Origin of the sequence: Rhizobium sp. M1 (assembly GCF_002531805.1) — a bacterium.
GTDB classification, from domain to species: Bacteria; Pseudomonadota; Alphaproteobacteria; order Rhizobiales; family Rhizobiaceae; genus Rhizobium; species Rhizobium etli_C.
The window spans coordinates 291,369-307,040 of record NZ_NWSW01000002.1; the positions used below are offsets into that span (position 1 = coordinate 291,369).

The 15,672-nt window shown below is 65.6% G+C and carries 20 protein-coding genes and 1 tRNA gene; 14 read left to right on the top strand and 7 right to left on the bottom strand.

The features are described 5' to 3' along the window. Genes CO655_RS03470 through CO655_RS03485 form a run of 4 tightly spaced genes read left to right on the top strand, consistent with a single transcriptional unit; the run spans nucleotide 1 to nucleotide 6,823 of the window. Nucleotides 1-1,092, top strand: coding sequence for an AAA family ATPase (locus CO655_RS03470; RefSeq protein WP_097663794.1), 1,092 nt, complete (start codon nucleotides 1-3; stop codon nucleotides 1,090-1,092). Next, nucleotides 1,093-3,591, top strand: a complete 2,499-nt coding sequence (locus CO655_RS03475) for a DUF5682 family protein (RefSeq protein ID WP_097663795.1) — start codon at nucleotides 1,093-1,095, stop codon at nucleotides 3,589-3,591. After that, on the top strand, nucleotides 3,588-4,748 hold the full coding sequence (locus tag CO655_RS03480) for a VWA domain-containing protein (protein ID WP_010030511.1): 1,161 nt from the start codon (nucleotides 3,588-3,590) through the stop codon (nucleotides 4,746-4,748). Before CO655_RS03475 ends, CO655_RS03480 begins: the two co-directional genes overlap by 4 nt. Further along, nucleotides 4,745-6,823, top strand: a complete 2,079-nt coding sequence (locus CO655_RS03485; RefSeq protein ID WP_097663796.1) for a hypothetical protein — start codon at nucleotides 4,745-4,747, stop codon at nucleotides 6,821-6,823. Before CO655_RS03480 ends, CO655_RS03485 begins: the two co-directional genes overlap by 4 nt. A gap of 205 nt (nucleotides 6,824-7,028) precedes the next feature. Here the strand turns inward: CO655_RS03485 and CO655_RS03490 are convergent, their stop codons facing one another. Continuing rightward, the gene (locus CO655_RS03490) at nucleotides 7,029-7,436 is read right to left on the bottom strand and encodes a hypothetical protein (RefSeq protein ID WP_010055906.1); all 408 of its coding nucleotides are present in this window, start codon (nucleotides 7,434-7,436) and stop codon (nucleotides 7,029-7,031) included. Nucleotides 7,437-7,696: 260 nt separating this feature from the next. Between CO655_RS03490 and CO655_RS03495 the strand changes: the two genes are divergently transcribed. Next, nucleotides 7,697-7,773 (top strand) — tRNA-Pro (locus tag CO655_RS03495). A 51-nt stretch (nucleotides 7,774-7,824) separates the two neighbouring features. On the opposite strand, the gene CO655_RS03500 is transcribed toward CO655_RS03495, so the two are convergent. Then, the gene (locus CO655_RS03500) at nucleotides 7,825-8,436 is read right to left on the bottom strand and encodes a hypothetical protein (protein ID WP_010033948.1); all 612 of its coding nucleotides are present in this window, start codon (nucleotides 8,434-8,436) and stop codon (nucleotides 7,825-7,827) included. 309 nt (nucleotides 8,437-8,745) lie between these two features. Here CO655_RS03500 and CO655_RS03505 point away from each other — a divergent pair, with 309 nt between their 5' ends. Further along, entirely contained in the window at nucleotides 8,746-8,985 is a 240-nt protein-coding gene (locus CO655_RS03505) for a DUF982 domain-containing protein (protein ID WP_097663797.1), read from the top strand. A 13-nt stretch (nucleotides 8,986-8,998) separates the two neighbouring features. On the opposite strand, the gene CO655_RS03510 is transcribed toward CO655_RS03505, so the two are convergent. The 4 genes from CO655_RS03510 to CO655_RS03525 form a co-directional block, all read right to left on the bottom strand. Continuing rightward, nucleotides 8,999-9,448, bottom strand: a complete 450-nt coding sequence (locus CO655_RS03510; protein WP_097663798.1) for a type II toxin-antitoxin system VapC family toxin — start codon at nucleotides 9,446-9,448, stop codon at nucleotides 8,999-9,001. Next, nucleotides 9,445-9,696, bottom strand: a complete 252-nt coding sequence (locus CO655_RS03515) for a type II toxin-antitoxin system Phd/YefM family antitoxin (protein ID WP_097663865.1) — start codon at nucleotides 9,694-9,696, stop codon at nucleotides 9,445-9,447. Before CO655_RS03515 ends, CO655_RS03510 begins: the two co-directional genes overlap by 4 nt. A gap of 256 nt (nucleotides 9,697-9,952) precedes the next feature. Then, a complete protein-coding gene (locus tag CO655_RS03520) occupies nucleotides 9,953-10,216 on the bottom strand; it encodes a hypothetical protein (protein ID WP_097608334.1) in 264 nt (87 codons plus the stop codon). 802 nt (nucleotides 10,217-11,018) lie between these two features. Then, nucleotides 11,019-11,666, bottom strand: a complete 648-nt coding sequence (locus CO655_RS03525; RefSeq protein WP_097608333.1) for a S24 family peptidase — start codon at nucleotides 11,664-11,666, stop codon at nucleotides 11,019-11,021. Between the two features lie 137 nt (nucleotides 11,667-11,803). On the opposite strand from CO655_RS03525, the gene CO655_RS03530 reads away from it, so the two are divergent. The 8 genes from CO655_RS03530 (at nucleotide 11,804) to CO655_RS03565 (ending at nucleotide 15,081) form a co-directional block, all read left to right on the top strand. Continuing rightward, nucleotides 11,804-12,022, top strand: coding sequence for a hypothetical protein (locus tag CO655_RS03530; RefSeq protein WP_348628137.1), 219 nt, complete (start codon nucleotides 11,804-11,806; stop codon nucleotides 12,020-12,022). A 105-nt stretch (nucleotides 12,023-12,127) separates the two neighbouring features. After that, nucleotides 12,128-12,361, top strand: a complete 234-nt coding sequence (locus CO655_RS03535; protein WP_097663799.1) for a hypothetical protein — start codon at nucleotides 12,128-12,130, stop codon at nucleotides 12,359-12,361. Between the two features lie 25 nt (nucleotides 12,362-12,386). After that, on the top strand, nucleotides 12,387-12,755 hold the full coding sequence (locus tag CO655_RS03540) for a hypothetical protein (RefSeq protein WP_097663800.1): 369 nt from the start codon (nucleotides 12,387-12,389) through the stop codon (nucleotides 12,753-12,755). After that, nucleotides 12,721-13,119: a hypothetical protein gene (locus CO655_RS03545; protein ID WP_097663801.1), complete on the top strand. Its 399-nt coding sequence runs from the start codon at nucleotides 12,721-12,723 to the stop codon at nucleotides 13,117-13,119. The genes CO655_RS03540 and CO655_RS03545 overlap by 35 nt, the downstream gene beginning before the upstream one ends. Beyond that, nucleotides 13,116-13,406, top strand: a complete 291-nt coding sequence (locus CO655_RS03550) for a GcrA cell cycle regulator (protein WP_097663802.1) — start codon at nucleotides 13,116-13,118, stop codon at nucleotides 13,404-13,406. Before CO655_RS03545 ends, CO655_RS03550 begins: the two co-directional genes overlap by 4 nt. Beyond that, the gene (locus CO655_RS03555) at nucleotides 13,403-13,600 is read left to right on the top strand and encodes a helix-turn-helix domain-containing protein (protein ID WP_097663803.1); all 198 of its coding nucleotides are present in this window, start codon (nucleotides 13,403-13,405) and stop codon (nucleotides 13,598-13,600) included. The genes CO655_RS03550 and CO655_RS03555 overlap by 4 nt, the downstream gene beginning before the upstream one ends. Nucleotides 13,601-13,613: 13 nt before the next feature. Continuing rightward, nucleotides 13,614-14,207 carry a hypothetical protein gene (locus CO655_RS03560; protein WP_010034122.1) on the top strand — a complete coding sequence of 198 codons (594 nt, stop codon included), beginning with the start codon at nucleotides 13,614-13,616 and terminating at the stop codon, nucleotides 14,205-14,207. Between the two features lie 514 nt (nucleotides 14,208-14,721). Next, nucleotides 14,722-15,081, top strand: coding sequence for a hypothetical protein (locus tag CO655_RS03565; protein ID WP_010034126.1), 360 nt, complete (start codon nucleotides 14,722-14,724; stop codon nucleotides 15,079-15,081). Between the two features lie 203 nt (nucleotides 15,082-15,284). On the opposite strand, the gene CO655_RS03570 is transcribed toward CO655_RS03565, so the two are convergent. Then, nucleotides 15,285-15,509 (bottom strand): hypothetical protein, encoded by a 225-nt coding sequence (locus CO655_RS03570; protein ID WP_245423750.1) that lies wholly within the window; start codon nucleotides 15,507-15,509, stop codon nucleotides 15,285-15,287. Nucleotides 15,510-15,672 lie beyond the last annotated feature (163 nt).

Below are 15,672 nucleotides of genomic sequence, written 5' to 3' on the forward strand. Positions count from 1 at the left end.
ATGGACCAGTCAGTTCTTCGTCCGGCGACGGAAATCCTCCATGCGGCCGAGCTTGCCAGGCTCGCCGAGACCGACAAGGGGCCGCGGCCGCCGGGCTGGCGGCTCTCGGCGCGCGCCGTGCGCGCCTTCGTGCTCGGCGATGCCGCGCTCGGCATCTCCCGCAAATTCTACGGCGACGATGCGCTTGTCGAGCGGGCGATCGTCAGCCTGATGGGCGAGCAGGGGCTGCTGCTCGTCGGCGAGCCGGGCACGGCCAAATCGATGCTGAGTGAGCTGCTGGCCGCCGCCGTCACCGGCTCGACCCGGCTCGTTGTCCAGGGCTCGGCCGGCACGATGGAAGAGCATCTGCGCTATGGCTGGAACTATGCGCTGCTGATCGCCGAAGGCCCGAGCGAAAAGGCGCTGGTGCCGTCGCCGGTGCTGCAGGCGATGCGCGCCGGCCTCCTCATGCGCATCGAGGAGCTGACGCGCTGCCCGCCGGAGATCCAGGACGGGCTGATCTCCATCCTGTCGGAAAAGATGATCGCCATTCCCGAACTCGGCGATTCCGCCATCGTGCGCGCCGCGCCGGGCTTCAACATCATCGGCACGGCGAACCTGCGCGACCGCGGCGTCAGCGAAATGTCGAGCGCCTTGAAGCGGCGCTTCAACTTCGAAACCGTGCATCCGATTACCGACCCGGCCTTCGAACGCGAGCTGATCCGCCGCCGTCTCGCCGACCGGCTGGCGCCATCAGGCGTCAAGCCGGATCTGCCGGAGGCAGCACTCGCCATCCTCGTCTCCTGCTTCCAGGAGCTGCGGGCCGGGCGCACCGCCGAGGGCGTGACGCTGCAGAAGCCGGCCGCCGTCATGTCGACGGCCGAAGCGGTCAATGTCGCCCATGCGGCCGCCCTCGAAGCCGCCTATCTCGGCGACGGCATGGTGACCGGCGCCCATCTTGCCCGCCAGATCGGCGGCATCGTGCTGAAGGACGATCCGGAAGACGGCCGCAAGTTCAAGTCCTATGTCGATCACGTCATCAAGGACCGCGCCCGCTCGGGCAGCGACTGGCGCTCCTTCTATGAGGCGGCGCGCACCCTGAGGCTCGGCTGAATGGAGGCGGAGGCGGCTGAACGCGAGGCCTTTGCCGCCTATGGGCAGCGGCTGACAGCGGGCGAAGGCGGGTTTTTCTTCTTTCCGATCCGCCACCACAGCCCGGCCTGCGCGCTGCATCTGACCGCCGCCCTGGCCGAGATCGGCCCGCGCGCCATCGTGCTGGAGATGCCGGCGGATTTTGCTGCCCTGCTGCCGCTCCTGTCGCATCCCGAGATCAGGCTGCCGATCGCCATCGTCTCCGTCGCCGACGGCGAACGGACCTCCGATGAGCGCCTTCCCGTCGGCTACTGGCCCTTCTCGGCGACCTCGCCGGAATGGGCGGCGTTGCGGCTCGCCGGAGAGCGCGGCTGCCCGGTTGTTTTTGCCGATCAGGTGAGCGGCGCCCGGCTTGCCGCCGCCCGCCAGGAAAAGGCACGCGAAGAGGGCGAGGGGCAGGGGCCGGGCGAGGAGGCAACGGCGCCGGCGCTTCTGACCGACGAGGGCCAGCTTGCCTATTCCTGTTATGCCGAGGGCCTGGTGAAGCGGCTCGGCGTGCGTGATTTCAACGAGGCCTGGGACCGGCTGTTCGAATCCCGCGCCGGCGAGAAGGACTGGCGCGGCTTTTTCCGCGATGTCGGCATTCACTGCGCGTTGTCGCGCCTGGCCACCCCGGCCGCCGCGATCGCCGCCGACGATACGCTCTCCCGTGAGACCTGCATGCGCGCGGCGATGGCGAAGGCGGCGCTCTCGCCGGGCGAGGGGCCGATCGCGGTCGTCACCGGCGGATTTCACACGCCGGCTCTGATCGATCCGCCCTCGGAAGACGATCGGGCGAGCGGGCCGCCGGCGGCGGTCCCGGCTGTCCGCACGAAATCCTATCTGATCCGCTACACCCATGATCACCTCGACCGGATCAACGGTTACGGCGCCGGCATGCCCTCGCCGCACTGGTACGAGCGGCTGCTCGGGCGGGTCGGCGAAGGCCATGATGATCCCTTCACCGAGGCGGCGGCCGATGTGGTGCTGGCGCTGGCCGAGCGCCTGCGCCGCGACCGGCCGAATTTCATGCCGCCTCTGCCCTCGCTTGCCGCCACCGTCGCCCAGGCGCGGGCGCTCGCCGATCTGCGCGGCCTGCCGGGGCCGGGGCGGGCCGAGATCATCGATGCGGCGCGCTCCTGCCTGGTGAAGGGCGAGGATCCGCGCGATCAATCGCCGCTGATCGAGGTGCTGCTGACCGAGCTGGCCGGCGAGGGCATCGGCGAGGTGCCGCGCGGCGCCGGCGCGCCGCCGCTGGTCGAGGCGGTGCGCAACCGCGCCCGGGCGCTCGGCTTCCGCATCGACGACGGCACCGAGCGCAACCGCCTGCTCGATATTCACCGCAAGCCCCGGCATCTCGCCGCAAGCCGCTTCCTGCACGTGATGTCGCTGCTCGGCACCGGCTTCGGCCGCTGCATGCGCGGCCCGGACTGGGTGGGCGGCACCGCCACCGACGTGCTGTTCGAGGAATGGACCTATCGCTGGTCGCCGGCCGTCGAAAGCCGGCTGGTGGCGCTGTCGATCGACGGCGATACGGTCGAGCGCGCCGCCGACGCCGTGCTGTCGCGCAGCGTCGAGGCGCTCGGGCAGGAAGGCAAGGCGCGCAATGCGCTTGCGGCGATCCGCCTGCTGCTGATTGCCGGCCAGGCCGGTCTTGCCGGCGCCTGCGGCGGGCTGATGGCGGCGATCGGCCCGGCCGTCGCCGCCGATCCGGATTTCGGCCGGGTGGCGCTCTGCCTGTCGATGCTCGACAATCTCCGCCGCGGCCGCAAGATCCTCGGCTTTGCCGGCATGCCCGGCCCCGACGCCCTGCGGCTTGCCGCTTATCGCCGCGCCATCGATCTGCTGCCGACGCTCGAAGGCGCAAGGGAAGAGGACGTGCCGCGTTATGTCGAGGCGCTGGCGACGCTGAACGAGATCGCCGAAGCCGGCGCTGCGGCCGGCGATGGCGACGAGCGGCTCGATCTCGATCTTCTCGACGAGGGCATATCGGCCCTGCTCGACGGCGATCTCGCGCCAAGGGCGGCGGGCGCCGTCGCCGCGATCGCTCATATGTCCGGCCGGGTGAGCGCTCAGGCGCTTGCAACCCGGATCATCGGCCCGCTGCAATTCGGCGTCGGCGACCCGCCCGCCCGGGTGGAGCCGCTGACCGGCCTGCTGGCGGTGCAGCCGGCGCTGCTGAAGCGCACGCCGGCCCTGCTGGAGGGGCTCGATGCGGTGCTCGCCGGTTTTGACGAGGCCGATTTCATCGCGGTGCTGGCGCCGCTGCGCCTTGCCTTCACCGCGCTTGCGCCTGACGAAACGGATGCGCTCGCCGCCGTCATCGCCGACACCAAGGGCAGTGCGCTCGATCTCGCGCCGCGTTTTTCCGGCGGCCCGAGCGAGGCCGGCATGCTCGCCAATGCCCGCCTCAACGCCACCCTTGCCGAGCTGATGCGGGCCGACGGTCTTGCTGCCTGGCTTGAGGAGCCGGCATCATGAGCGATCGGAAGAAGCCCGAGGAGAGCCTTCGCCGCTGGCGCCTGGTGCTCGGCCGCTTCGCCGAGCGCCAGCTTTCGGGCTGCTGCAACGGTGCCGACGCCCGCCGCGACGCCGTGCTGGAACGCATCTACGGTGAATCCTATCGCCGCCGCGGCATCCGCACGGGCGGGCCCGAGAGCGGCAGGAAGAACCGGAAAGGCGGCGCCGAGCCGCCGCAAATGACGCTGCCGGAATGGTATGGCGAGATGCGCTCGCTGTTTCCGAAATCGGTGCTGGAGCGGGTGGAAAAGGATGCGCTCGGCCGCTTCGGCATGACCGAGCTTCTCGACGATCCCAAGGCGCTCGCCGAACTCAATCCCGATCCGTCGCTGCTTGCCGCGCTGCTTGCCCATCGCGGCCGCTCCGATCCCGTCATCGCCGCCAAGATCCGCGAAGTCGCCAAGCGCGTCGTCGAGGAATTGAGCAAGCGGCTGCGGCTGCAGACGAGCCGGGCGCTCTCGGGCGCCAGGCGGCGCGGCGAGACGACGGCGCGCCGCTCATCCGCCCGCGACATCGCCTGGAACCAGACGATCCGCAAGAACCTGAAGAACTGGGATCAGGAGCGGCGCATGCTGATCGCCGAACATCTGCATTTCCACGCCGCCACCCGCCGGCATCTGCCCTGGCGGATCGTGCTCTGCATCGACCAGTCGGGCTCGATGGCGACCTCGCTGATCTACAGCGCCGTGATGGCCTCGATCCTGTCGACCCTGCCGGCGGTGACGGTCAAGCTCGTGCTGTTCGACACGACGGTGGTCGATCTCAGCGACGAGGTCGGCGACCCTGTCGACGTGCTGATGTCGGTGCAGCTCGGCGGCGGCACCGATATCGGCCGGGCGGTCGCCTATTGCGAGGCGACGCATATTGCCGAGCCGCAGCGGACGATCTTCGTGCTGGTCTCCGATTTTTGCGAAGGCGCGCCGGTTGCCCCGCTCTTTGCCGCCATCCGCCGGCTGGCCGGCGCCCGCGTCAAGCTGCTCGGCCTTGCCGCCCTCGATGAGGCCGCCCGGCCGGCCTATGACCGGGAGACCGCCGCCCGCCTCGTCGATGCCGGCATGGAAATCGCCGCGCTGACGCCGGAGCATTTCGCCGACTGGGTTGCGGGGCATATGAGGTGAGCGCGGCGAAGACGGAAAATTCCGCCCGGTTCGATGCCGCGGCCCTCGGCGACGAACTGCTGGAAGCAGCCTCCTCCAAGGGGCTGCTGCGCCGCGCCCGCCGCGACGTCGAGGCCGGCCTCGTGCGCCTGACCGGCTGGGATGGCGGCCCGGCGCTCGCCGCAGCCGATGGCGAGAGCGTGCGGCTCACCCCCGGGCCGCTCGCCGCAGCAGGCTGCAGCTGCCCGGCGACCGGCCTGTGCCGGCATATTCTCGCCGGCATCCTGTTCATCCGCGACGCCGGGGAGGCGACGTCGGCCGATGCGGCGGAACCGGCCGAGACGGCGCCGGCCGCCGCTGCGGCCGCACCGGATGCGCATGCGGAAATCCTTTCGCTCGGCGACGACGCCATCGCCCGCGCCTTCGGCCGCGCCGCCTATATCAAGGCGCAGGCGCTGCTGGCTACGCTCGACCAGGGCGCCGTCCGGATCGAGCCGAGCGCCACTGCCGTCCGCATCGCGCTCGGCGACCATCCCGCCGTGCTCTATCCCGCCGGCGGCGGCCCGGCCGGCATGATCTCGAAGGCCGCGACTTCGCTACGCGCCACGCTGCATGCGGCCGCCCTGCTTGCGGTGCGCGGCCCCGGCGAGCCGGTTGCCGCGGCGGAACAGGCGCCGGAAGAGGCGGAAGGGCTGGCATCCGGCGTGCTCGAAGAGGCGGCTGTGCTGCTCTGCGATGCCGCGCGCCAGGCGCTGTCGAAGGCGCCTGTCGGTCTCGAGGAGCGCATCGGCGATCTTGTGCTGTCCTCGCGCGCCGAGGCGATGCCGCGGCTCGCCGCCGAGTTTCGCACCATCGCCGCCATGATCCGGCGGCGGCGCGACCGGCTGGAGGCGGCCGATCCCGCCGAGCTTCTCACCATGCTGGCGCGCGCCTATGCGCTGACGCAGGCGCTGCAGGCCGCTCCCGATGCAGCCTTGCTCTCCGGCGCCGGCTCGGAGGCGCCGCAGCCGCTTGAACCGATCGATCTCCTCGGCTGCGGCTTGCGCCTGTGGCAGAGCGAAAGCGGCGCGCGCGGCGTCACCGGCTATTATCTCGCAGCCGACGGGCGAAGCTTCAGCGCCACGCTGGCGCGCGCGCCCGGCAGCGATCCCGGTTTTACGCCGCGCCATGCGGCAACCGGCGAAACCGTCTTCGGCCGCTCGCTTGCGGCGATCGCCGGCAGCGCCTTCCGCCTCGAGGGGGCCGCGGTCAGCAGCAGTGGCCGGCTGCACACCGGCAGCGGCCGCGCCGAACTTGTGGAAGCCGGCTGGGAGGCGGCGGTCAAACGGATCGCCGGCGTCGCCATCGACGATTGGAGCCAATGCGCCCAGCGCCTGGCCCGCGCCTTCCAGCCGAAGCTCGCCGCCCCGCCGCGCCGCGGCGAGCCGCTGATCCTGCGGCCGGTGCAGTTCGGCCCGCTGCGTTTCGACGGCGTGGCGCAGGTCGGACGCTGGCCGGTGCGCGACCGCGACGGCCGCTGGCTGGAGCTGGAGATCGAGGGCGATGAGCGGCTGGAGGCGAATTTCGCCCGGCTGGGGGCGATCAGCGACCGACAGCCGCCGCTGCTGGCCGTCCTCGCCGAAGCCCGCGGCGCCGAGATCGTACTCTCGCCGCTGGGCTTTGGAACCGACAGCCTGACCATGCTGGATCTGCCGCCGCCGCCACAGGCGCCGATCGCGCAGAAGCCGAGCCTGCTGTCGCGCCTGACCAAAAGCCTGGCGCTCTCCGGCGCGGCCGAGCGCATGAGTGCCGAGATGCGTTTCGAGGCGATGGCCCGCCCGCAGGCGGCAAGCCTGCGGCTGGTCGCCGCCGCCTTCGACGAAATCCTGGCGCTGGCCGAACTCGGCGGCCGCATGGAGGATCCGGAGCGGCTGCAGCGCATGGAGGGATTGGGCCAGAGGCTCGACGAGGCGGGCCTGGCGCTGGCCGGCAGGCTTCTTACCAAACTTGCCGCCGCCCCCGGCCGCAAACGCGCCGATCACCTGCTGCGCGCTGCCTACGCCCTCGATCTGATAAACCGCATCGATCCGCAACTGCCCTTCGTGCGGATGCTTTGAGGCTGACTGCATTTCCGTTTTTCGTGAGACCGGCCCCTCATCCGCCTGCCGGCACCTTCTCCCCGTTCTGACGGGGAGAAGGGACTATGCCGCAACCTCTCCGTCCCTCGCTAGCCTCTCGCAGGGCGCGTCCCCTCTCCCCGTAAAACGGGGAGAGGGTTAGGGTGAGGGGCACATCCGGGGTCGGAACCCGACGAACCGTCCGTTACTTCTGTTCGGGCGCCAGGAACTCTGCGCAATAGGACGGGCCGTTGACACCAGGGATGTCGGCGACGGTGCGGATGTCGCGGATCGTGTAGTCGGAGTTGGTGGTGATTTCGGCCTGGCAGCGCAGATAGGCGGTGCGGGCGGCGGCGATCTGCTTGCCGCGCTTGCCATCGGCGCCTTCGGCATATTTGGCCGGAATGCGCACGGTCTTGTAGCCGCCGCGCCAGGTATAGATGGTGCTCGCACCTTCCTCGCGGTCGCTGATCGGCGGCCCATAAGCGGCAAAGAAGATGCCGGCCGATTTGCCGACCCAGCGGGCCTCGATCGGATTGCCGGCGGAAGGAATGGTCGTGCATCCGGCAAGCGCAATTGCAAGCCCGGCCGCGGTGATGGTGCGGAGTTTCATCGTGTCGTCCCTGATCTCTGACGCATTGGCCGCGAAGCCGCCGTCGCGGCGGTTTCGCCTGTCCCGCGTGCCTTTAGCGCGGAACCTGGCAAAAGAAAATTGCTCCTTCGACACTTCCGTTTAATTTGCCCGGGGTGTGTCTTTTTGCTGCAGCAGCCCATTCCGGCCCCTGTCATCAACCCGTCAAAAATTCCCTCGGGTTTTTGAATTTTGGCGCTTGTGCAACCAGATAGGCTGTTCTATAGAAGCGCCGCTGGTCACGGAGTGTAGCGCAGTCTGGTAGCGCACCACGTTCGGGACGTGGGGGTCGAGTGTTCGAATCACTCCACTCCGACCAGCTAGAAACCCCGCTTCGGCGGGGTTTTTCGTTTTTCGAAGCGAGCTTCGCTTAAGGAAACGCGGTCGGTAGGCTGTCGTCGAGAATATAGAAGTGTTCGCCGATCTTGCTGACGCTGATGAATGCGTTCGGACCGGGATCGAGAGTGGCGCATTCCTTCCTTTTTTCAGAACAGAATTTCTGAAGGCGCTTTTGCCAGGCTGCGGTTTGTGCGCCTTTGGGCAAGGCAATCTCACCGCTTTCGTCATAGACCAGCGTCGAGTAGGTTTTATGCCTGAATGTATCGTCCCATACGAATGTCCGGAAGCGCTGTCCTTCCTCCGGGGGATCGGCTCGTTTGATCTCCGCCAGATATGTTTGCCGGGTAAGCGCGAATCGAACGCTATCGGGCGTTATGCCGGCGATGGCGAGAAGCTGGAGGCAGACGAGCAGCAGCAGCGGCGCTGTCAGGAGAGACAGGACGCGTCGCCAGCGCCGCAGCACCAGGTTGAAGCAGAGGGAGCCTGCCATGGCAATCAGCGTTGCGAGAAAGACGATCAGATCGATCGTCCACCAGTCCCATTGGGGAGCAAGCCAATAAACCCAATCCGCTCCCAGAAACGGCAACAGCCAGAGGGCATATGTCCAGGTAAATTGGTCGCTGCTTTTGATTTGCTCTGGCACGTTTGTTACCGGGTATTCTTGGTTTGAGGATTACATGGAGGCGGAGTATGGCATCCCGACGACGCGCATGTTCACGTGATTACCAACCGGATCCGTAAAAGTTCGCTTAAACGCCGTAACTAACGGGATCTTCGCCGATTTCCGCCATGCCTTTGGCGAGGGTGGACAGATGCTGCTGCTCTTGCCTCCCAGTTATAATTTTCCTGCCGAAAAGTTATAACCAAGACGCGGGATAAAAAACGCAGGCCCCGGAACGAGTCCCGAAGTGATTCGTTGAGTCGCGTGTTTCCGCGTCGGGGGGGCTGCATCATGAGCAAGCGACGAAGCTTCAAGCCGGTGAAGATCACCATCAATGGCAAGACCCGGACGGTCTATAATGTCGTCCAGGCCGGCAATATGCTGCTGAGCGACTGGCCGGAGCAGACGCCGGCGGCCAAGGCTGCCGAGCTTCTCGTGCTTGACGTCTTCAATGATACCGCCGGGCCCGAGCAGGTGCGCCGCGCCTTCATAACGGCGGCCAAGGCGAGCGACATCAAGTTCAGTTCCTGACCGGTTTGGTCGATCACTCCGGCCGGAAAGCGGCCGGAAGATCAACGGGCACATCAAGCGGCTGGAAATGCCGCAGATTTTCGGTGACGACGGTGAGGTCATAAGCCCGCGCCGTCGCGGCAATGATGAGATCGCCGAGGCCGGGATGGCAGCCTTTGCTTTCCGCCTCATCTTCCAGAGCGCCGGCGACCCGCGCGACGACGGGATCCATCGGCAATATCCGGTCTGCGAATGTGTCGGTGACGACATCAAGCCATTCCGAAAGCCGCTTTGCCCGCTCGATCCCGCCGCGGCGGTGAAGGCTGCGCATTCCCTTCTCGATCTCCGCCACGGAGAGAGCCGACAGGAAGAGAGCCTCGGCTTGCCCCTGCTCGTGGAACCATCTCCGCACCGGGTCGGACGGCGGCGCCTTGCCCGGGGCGAACTTCGAAATGATATTCGTGTCGAGCAGGTAAGCCGTCACAAATCGATGCCCCTCATTTTTGAGAGGTTTCGCTCCAGTTCGACGTCGCCCGGGAAGGCCAGCAGGAAATCCCCGAAATTCGGCCGGGGTTTGTTCAAAGCCTTCTTGGCAGCCTCGGCCGCTTCGACCGACACCAGCACGGCGGCGGGCTTGCCATGGCGGGTGATCGTCACGAATTCGCCGTTTGCGGCTTCGTCCACCAAGCTGGCGAAACCGGCCTTTGCCTCTGCCACGCTGATTGTCGACATGACGCTCTCCCGATCGATATGACCATTTATGGTCATAATAGGTTTGCGGACGTTGGAATCAAGGGAAATCCCCATCCAGGCGGCCGAAACGATCGCTGCGAGAACGCCGAAGGCGATGCAGGTGAGGGCCTGGATCCGCCAGGAGACGAAGGTGACCGGCGCCGGGGTGATAGGCCTCTCCACGCATTGACCGGGCGGGCAGGGGCAGCCGGAAAAGGCCTTGATGATGCAATCGGCGGACATCTCCGTTTCTCCCTCAGGCGTAAAGCTGATCGCGGTCGGTGATGCCCATGATCTCGCGGGCATAGCGGTAATGCGCCGCCACACTTGATGTGGCGCCGCGCAGCCAGGACGGGCCGCGGAGCAGATGTTCGGGGCGGCTGAGATAGGCAAAACCGAGGGCGCCCATGCGCTGGGCTTCGTTGGCCATATAGGCGCTACAGTCGTCGAGCCGGCGAGCGGCATTCCAGCGGGCGTCCCTTAGGCTCTGCTCGGTCTCGATCTTGCGGAAATGCTGCATGCTTTGCCCTCTCTCGCGCTGTCTGATCGGCATGCAAGGTAAGGTATATATAATACCCAATCGCGTCAATCGAATTGGGTATAAAAAATACCTTACACGTTGACGAGGTACGAATCGTAGGCGTATGGGTGAGCGCAGTGATTGGGCGACCGGGTGCAACTCCCGAGCTGACGAAGCCCAGCGGCGCGGGAAGCGAAAGTCCTTAAGTGCGCTGTCAGAAAATCAGGACGAGGGCGAAGCGAATGGCCCCTCTGGCACGTGTCCCATCCCGGCTCCGGCCTTCAGGACATGGCCAATGCTCTCCCGGCTTCATGGGCTTTGCTCATGGGGTGGGGGGAAGCTTTGGCCGGAACCCTCCCTCACCAGCCTTCAGGATCGGGAAAGAGATGGAAGAGAGAAGGAGTGAAAGAGATCAGGATACCACGCGCGGGCGGCGGCGGTGATCGGCTCGGAGGCTGACGCGATCTCCAAGATTCGCTGCCTGCGCTTGAAGCGCTTGTTTCCAGGCACGCCAGTCTCGCCAGGTCGCTGCGCACGTTTTGCGCGTGGCGATTGGAGCGCCGGCCGAGCCGGTTTCGATGCCTTCGATCGTCGAGGCGAAGCTCAGCTCAATGCAGCATTGCCCGGGCGGCGCCGAAAGCGATGATCAGCACGGCGAGTGTGACGATATAGAACCAAATTCTGCCGGCGCTTGAGGAAGGGCGGATCATCTTGAATCTTTTTCGGAAGAGGTTGGCGTTCTGCTGGAATGACGAGGTCTATGTCTTGGAATAAATTCGTGTTTTAGCGAAAATCCGCATTCTCACATCTCGATCACCGAGCGGCGGACGCGGCCGACGATGGTGACGGCGCCCTGGAATTCCGGCGGCGGCACCTCCTCGTAGGAGGCGGGCTGGAAGGGCGGATTGTCGTTCGGGCGGTAGCGCTTGTAGGTCGCAGCCCCGGTCTCGTCGGCGACGACGTAAAGCGCATTCGGCGCCAGGCGCTTGTCGCGGCGGTTGACGAAAATGATCGAGCCCGGCGGCGAGATCTTGTTCATCGAATTGCCTTCGACCTCGAGCGCGATCCAGTCGCCGTCGGGCAGGTCGAGCGCGGCGACGGTCGGGAATTCCGAGAAGTCGGTGATCGGTGCCTGCTCGGTCAGCTGGCCGGCGCTGACCCAGGAGATTTTCGGCACATCGGCGACGGAGACCGGCCGCTCTTCCGGATCGAGCGCGTCGCCGGTTCCGAACTGCAGCCAGTTGAGATTGACCTTGAACGCCTTGGCATATTTCTTCGCGTCGGCGATGCCGAAGCCGTTCCGGCCCGACTCATGCGCCTTGTAGACATTGGCGTTCCAGCCGAAACGATCGACGATCGCTTTCGGCCCGGCAAAGCCGGCGTTCTTCCTGGCCATGACCAGACGCTTTGCACGTTCTTCGCGCTCAAATTGTTCCTGATCTTTCAACATGATATAAATTATACCCTAAAAAAAGGTACATGTAATGCCCTAAATCGCTTGACGTTTGAGGTATTTTATATACCCTTATCGTCATGACACACACCGATATCAACAATCGCCCCAGGCTTTCGGGTTTCGCCAATGATCTGGGCATTCGCAAGATTTCGGGCGCGCGGCGCATCCAGCGCCCGGGCGACCGCTACACCGGCTGCCCGAACTGCGGCAGGGCGCTGTCGATCGCCGAAGTGATCGAGCGCCACTGCGAAAATTGCGGCCGGCAGACCCATCCGGAAGAGATGCGGCGGACGACGATCCTCCCCGCTCCTCTTCCGGCCACCAGATCCGACAGCCGCACGCCTCCCTGACGGCTATCGGTCGCCGGCGTCGTCGCCCTCCCTCGGCGACGCCGGCATCTATCCCCTCTATTGCCGCTGCCCGCCTCACGGCCGGGCGCGGAAAGGCAGTGCCATATGAATGCCCTCGCGCTCTTCCGCTCCGGCCGGGACTACATCGAAATCGCCGCCATCCTCGGCATGACGGTGCCTGAAGTGGAGACAGAGATCCACCGGCTGCGCAGCGCCGAGAAGGGCGACACGGCCCAAGAGGATTACGCCGTCGGCAAGGTCCGGCGGTTTGCCGGCCGCGCCGCCCGGCCGGGCGCTCCGGTCAATTTCGCCGCAGCGCGACGCAGGCTGCGGGCCTGAGGGGGCGACGCGGAAAGGGATGCGCATGGAAAAGGAAGCGATGAACAAGGACATCATGGAGATCCTCAGCCCGGTGCTGGGGCAGGAGCTGGCGGCGGCGATCATCGAGCATCGCAGCCGCACGCTGAAGAAGCCGCTGACGGCTTACGCGGCGAAGATCCAGGTCAAAGAATATCTGAAGACCGGCAATCCGGTCGACGCCGCCGAGATGCAGATCCTGCGCGGCTGGCGGGCGATCAAATCCGACTGGTATTTCAATGAGAAGGCGAGGGAAGCGGGATCGATCAATGCAAACACGGGCAGAAGGACATTGGTCGATGCCGCAAGAGATTTCCTCTCCGGTGACGATCATAGCCGGGATGCTTTCGGGCTTTCCGGCCTCCGCCGGCACTGATCCCGACATGCAGATCCGCGCCTATCTCGTCGCCATCGACGGCATTCCGGCCGAGGCGGTCTGGCGCGCCGCCAAGCTGTTCCTGTCCGGCAAGGTCAGGGACCAGAACCGCGCCTTCGCCCCGAGCGCGGCGAGCTTTGCCGAAGCGGCCCGCCAGCAGCAGGCGGTGTTGGCCAGGGAAAGCCGCCCGCCGATCGAAGTGCGGCCCGAACCGCCGCAGCCGAAGGTCGCGGCCTACAAGATGCAGCTGCTGAGACAGGCGGCGAACGGCAGCCTGAACGCCAGGCGAGAGCTCGCAGACATGTTTCCCGACAACCCGGTCATCACAAGGGCCGCACAAGACACACAGGAGGCAATGGGATGAGAGCGCTGTTCTGGACCGAAGACAAGATCGTCGAGGCGCAGAGGTTCTGGCAGGCGGGGTACTCGGCACGAGAGATCGCCGAGCTGTTCGGCTCGAAGAAGAACACCGTCATCAACATGGCGCACCGCAACCGCGACAGGTTTCCCTCGCGGCAGCCGGCGCTGAGGCCGCCCGACGCTGAGGTGTCCGCGCCGACCCGCCATCCCGACCGGGTGACGCGGGTGACGCTCTCGGGCGCCCATGTGACGATGCCGCGCGTGCCGACCATCGACGGGCCGGCGCCATGAGGGCCGTTACCCCGCGCGAGCGCGAAATCATCGGCTGGATGGCGGCAGGCAAGACCGCCGCCGAGATCGGCGCCATCCTCGGCATCTCGCCGATCACCGTCAACACCCACATCGCCAATGCCAAGGCGAAGCTCGGCGTCTTCAAGGAAACCGCCCTGGTCGCCGCAGCACTCAGAAACGGCATCATTCGATAGAAGGACAATCAGCATGGGCGGCAAGGCCACCAAGGTGAAGATACAACGGGCAGGAAAGGGCGCCGGCCGGCCGCGCAAGGCCAATGTCGAGCGTTTCCCCTGCGGCAAGATCAAGCCCTTCGAGACCGAGAAGGACAATGTCAGCGTCGCGGTCGCCGCCCGCCGCCGCATCCACGGCTTCAACAGGACGGTTGATGACGAGACGGTCAGAAGCCCCTATGCCGGCTATACCCTCGGCCGCATGTTCCTCGATGGCGTCATCACCGACGAGCAGCGCCAGGCCGGCGACGACTATGCCGAAGCCATGGCCCGCTACCACAAGACAACAGGCATCCCGGCCCCGAGCCCAAGGGCGCAATCGCTCTTTGCCGTCAAGGGCCATGAAGGCGAGGTGACCGAAAGCCTCGCCGAGCGCGCCCGCAAGGCCAGCAACCGCATGATGGCGCTGCAGGCGATCCTGCTTGCCTGCGAGGACGGCCCGCAGGTGAAGAGCACCGTCTATAACGTCGCGGTGATGGACTACGAACACCTGCGCCACATGCCGCCGCAGCAATTGCTGTGGCTGCGCCGCGGGCTGATCGCGCTGCGGAAAGCGAAGGGCGGGTGAGGGTTCTTCTGCACGTGCCGCGGCGTCGCGCCGGAGCCCACCTACCCTCCGTCGTCCTCGGGCTTGACCCGAGGACCCATGCCGGCCTCGCCGTCTGCGGCCATGGATTCCAGGCTCAAGTCCTGGAATGACGGAGGTCGGGGAGGGGCATCGGCAAGAGGCGCAACGGAGGTTTTGAGGGCTACCGGCAAGAGGCGCAACGCCGCCGCCATTGCCTCACCATCGCTGGATTTGCCATAAGTCCACCCCACCCTCCGTCGTCCTCGGGCTTGACCCGAGGACCCATGCCGGCCTCGCCGACTGCGGCCATGGATTCCAGGCTCAAGGCCTGGAATGACGGAGGTCGGGGAGGGCTGCCGGCAAGAGGCGCAACGCCGCTGCCATCCCCTCACCATCGCTGGATTTGCCACGGAATTCACCCCACCGTTACAAGCACATTCCAGAAGGGTGTGAAGCTTTTGTTTTTTGCGGTAAGCCTTCGATTCTAGCTTCGCCTCTGCTGTTGGAACCGCCAATGAACGACCTCGATTTGTCGCCGGAATTTTACGTCGAATTTTCTCGCGGAGGATGCTTCGATTCCGGCAGCGTCTACCATGTCACGCGGCACAAGGGCGGCAGCGGTCAGGTCAGTGCGCATGTCGCACGTTTTTTCATCACTGACGCCAGAATTCCCCCGGAAGGCGTTTTCCCCCACAAGAGACTCGATTGTTTCGTGATCGATAAAAGGCTGGTTCCCAAGCCTGAGCGGCTCGCCGGGATTTTGTTCGAAGCCTTGAAAAAACACGGCGCTATCAGCGAGCCCGCATGGCTGGAATGGTATGTTGCCAAAGGGCTGGGCGGTAAGCCTTATGGTGAAGTCTTGGATTTCGATTGAGGAGATGAGGTGGCTGGAAGCCAGCTTGGCGAGGCTGTGTGATTATCGCTCTGGTGTCACGAGAGTGGGCCGCACAGAGTATCGAAGTGCATGGCTGTGTTAGCACCTCCGCACGGCCCATAATCCTTACGATTGGCGGAGCGTCTTGTTCCCGCGCCGATGAAATAATTTGATCAGCCGCGTCAGGAGACGACAGCAACCGTTCACCTCCAGCGGCGTTCAAAGAACTTCGTCTTGATGCCGAGTGAGAGAAGAGCAAACAGCAGGGCGAAGCCGGCATAGCGGTGGACATAGCCGGTCGCCAGAAAGACGAGGGCGATGCCGCTGCCGCAAATGAAGCCGAAGCGGAGCGAATAGGGCTTGCCGTTTCCTCCCCATCCAAAAGCGAGGCTCATAACGAGCCACACCAGGACGATGAAGGTGGGCATTCCCCATTCGGACAGCCAAAAGGACCGGAACAGGACACCCGACATCGCCAAGAAACAGCCCACAATGAGCAGAGGTATTTTTACTTTCCACGTCATGCTTTCACCACTGAGCAGAAAAGAAACCGCGTCGCCGATAGGCTTGGAAGGCCTGCGGAAAAGCCGA

Coding starts and splice junctions, on each gene's coding strand:
- CO655_RS03470 (WP_097663794.1), top strand. CDS start 1: ATGGACCAGTCAGTTCTTCGTCCGGCGACGGAAATCCTCCATGCGGCC.
- CO655_RS03475 (WP_097663795.1), top strand. CDS start 1,093: ATGGAGGCGGAGGCGGCTGAACGCGAGGCCTTTGCCGCCTATGGGCAG.
- CO655_RS03480 (WP_010030511.1), top strand. CDS start 3,588: ATGAGCGATCGGAAGAAGCCCGAGGAGAGCCTTCGCCGCTGGCGCCTG.
- CO655_RS03490 (WP_010055906.1), bottom strand. CDS start 7,436: ATGAAACTCCGCACCATCACCGCGGCCGGGCTTGCAATTGCGCTTGCC.
- CO655_RS03505 (WP_097663797.1), top strand. CDS start 8,746: ATGAGCAAGCGACGAAGCTTCAAGCCGGTGAAGATCACCATCAATGGC.
- CO655_RS03515 (WP_097663865.1), bottom strand. CDS start 9,696: ATGTCGACAATCAGCGTGGCAGAGGCAAAGGCCGGTTTCGCCAGCTTG.
- CO655_RS03520 (WP_097608334.1), bottom strand. CDS start 10,216: ATGCAGCATTTCCGCAAGATCGAGACCGAGCAGAGCCTAAGGGACGCC.
- CO655_RS03525 (WP_097608333.1), bottom strand. CDS start 11,666: ATGTTGAAAGATCAGGAACAATTTGAGCGCGAAGAACGTGCAAAGCGT.
- CO655_RS03535 (WP_097663799.1), top strand. CDS start 12,128: ATGAATGCCCTCGCGCTCTTCCGCTCCGGCCGGGACTACATCGAAATC.
- CO655_RS03540 (WP_097663800.1), top strand. CDS start 12,387: ATGGAAAAGGAAGCGATGAACAAGGACATCATGGAGATCCTCAGCCCG.
- CO655_RS03545 (WP_097663801.1), top strand. CDS start 12,721: ATGCTTTCGGGCTTTCCGGCCTCCGCCGGCACTGATCCCGACATGCAG.
- CO655_RS03550 (WP_097663802.1), top strand. CDS start 13,116: ATGAGAGCGCTGTTCTGGACCGAAGACAAGATCGTCGAGGCGCAGAGG.
- CO655_RS03555 (WP_097663803.1), top strand. CDS start 13,403: ATGAGGGCCGTTACCCCGCGCGAGCGCGAAATCATCGGCTGGATGGCG.
- CO655_RS03560 (WP_010034122.1), top strand. CDS start 13,614: ATGGGCGGCAAGGCCACCAAGGTGAAGATACAACGGGCAGGAAAGGGC.
- CO655_RS03565 (WP_010034126.1), top strand. CDS start 14,722: ATGAACGACCTCGATTTGTCGCCGGAATTTTACGTCGAATTTTCTCGC.
- CO655_RS03570 (WP_245423750.1), bottom strand. CDS start 15,509: ATGCCCACCTTCATCGTCCTGGTGTGGCTCGTTATGAGCCTCGCTTTT.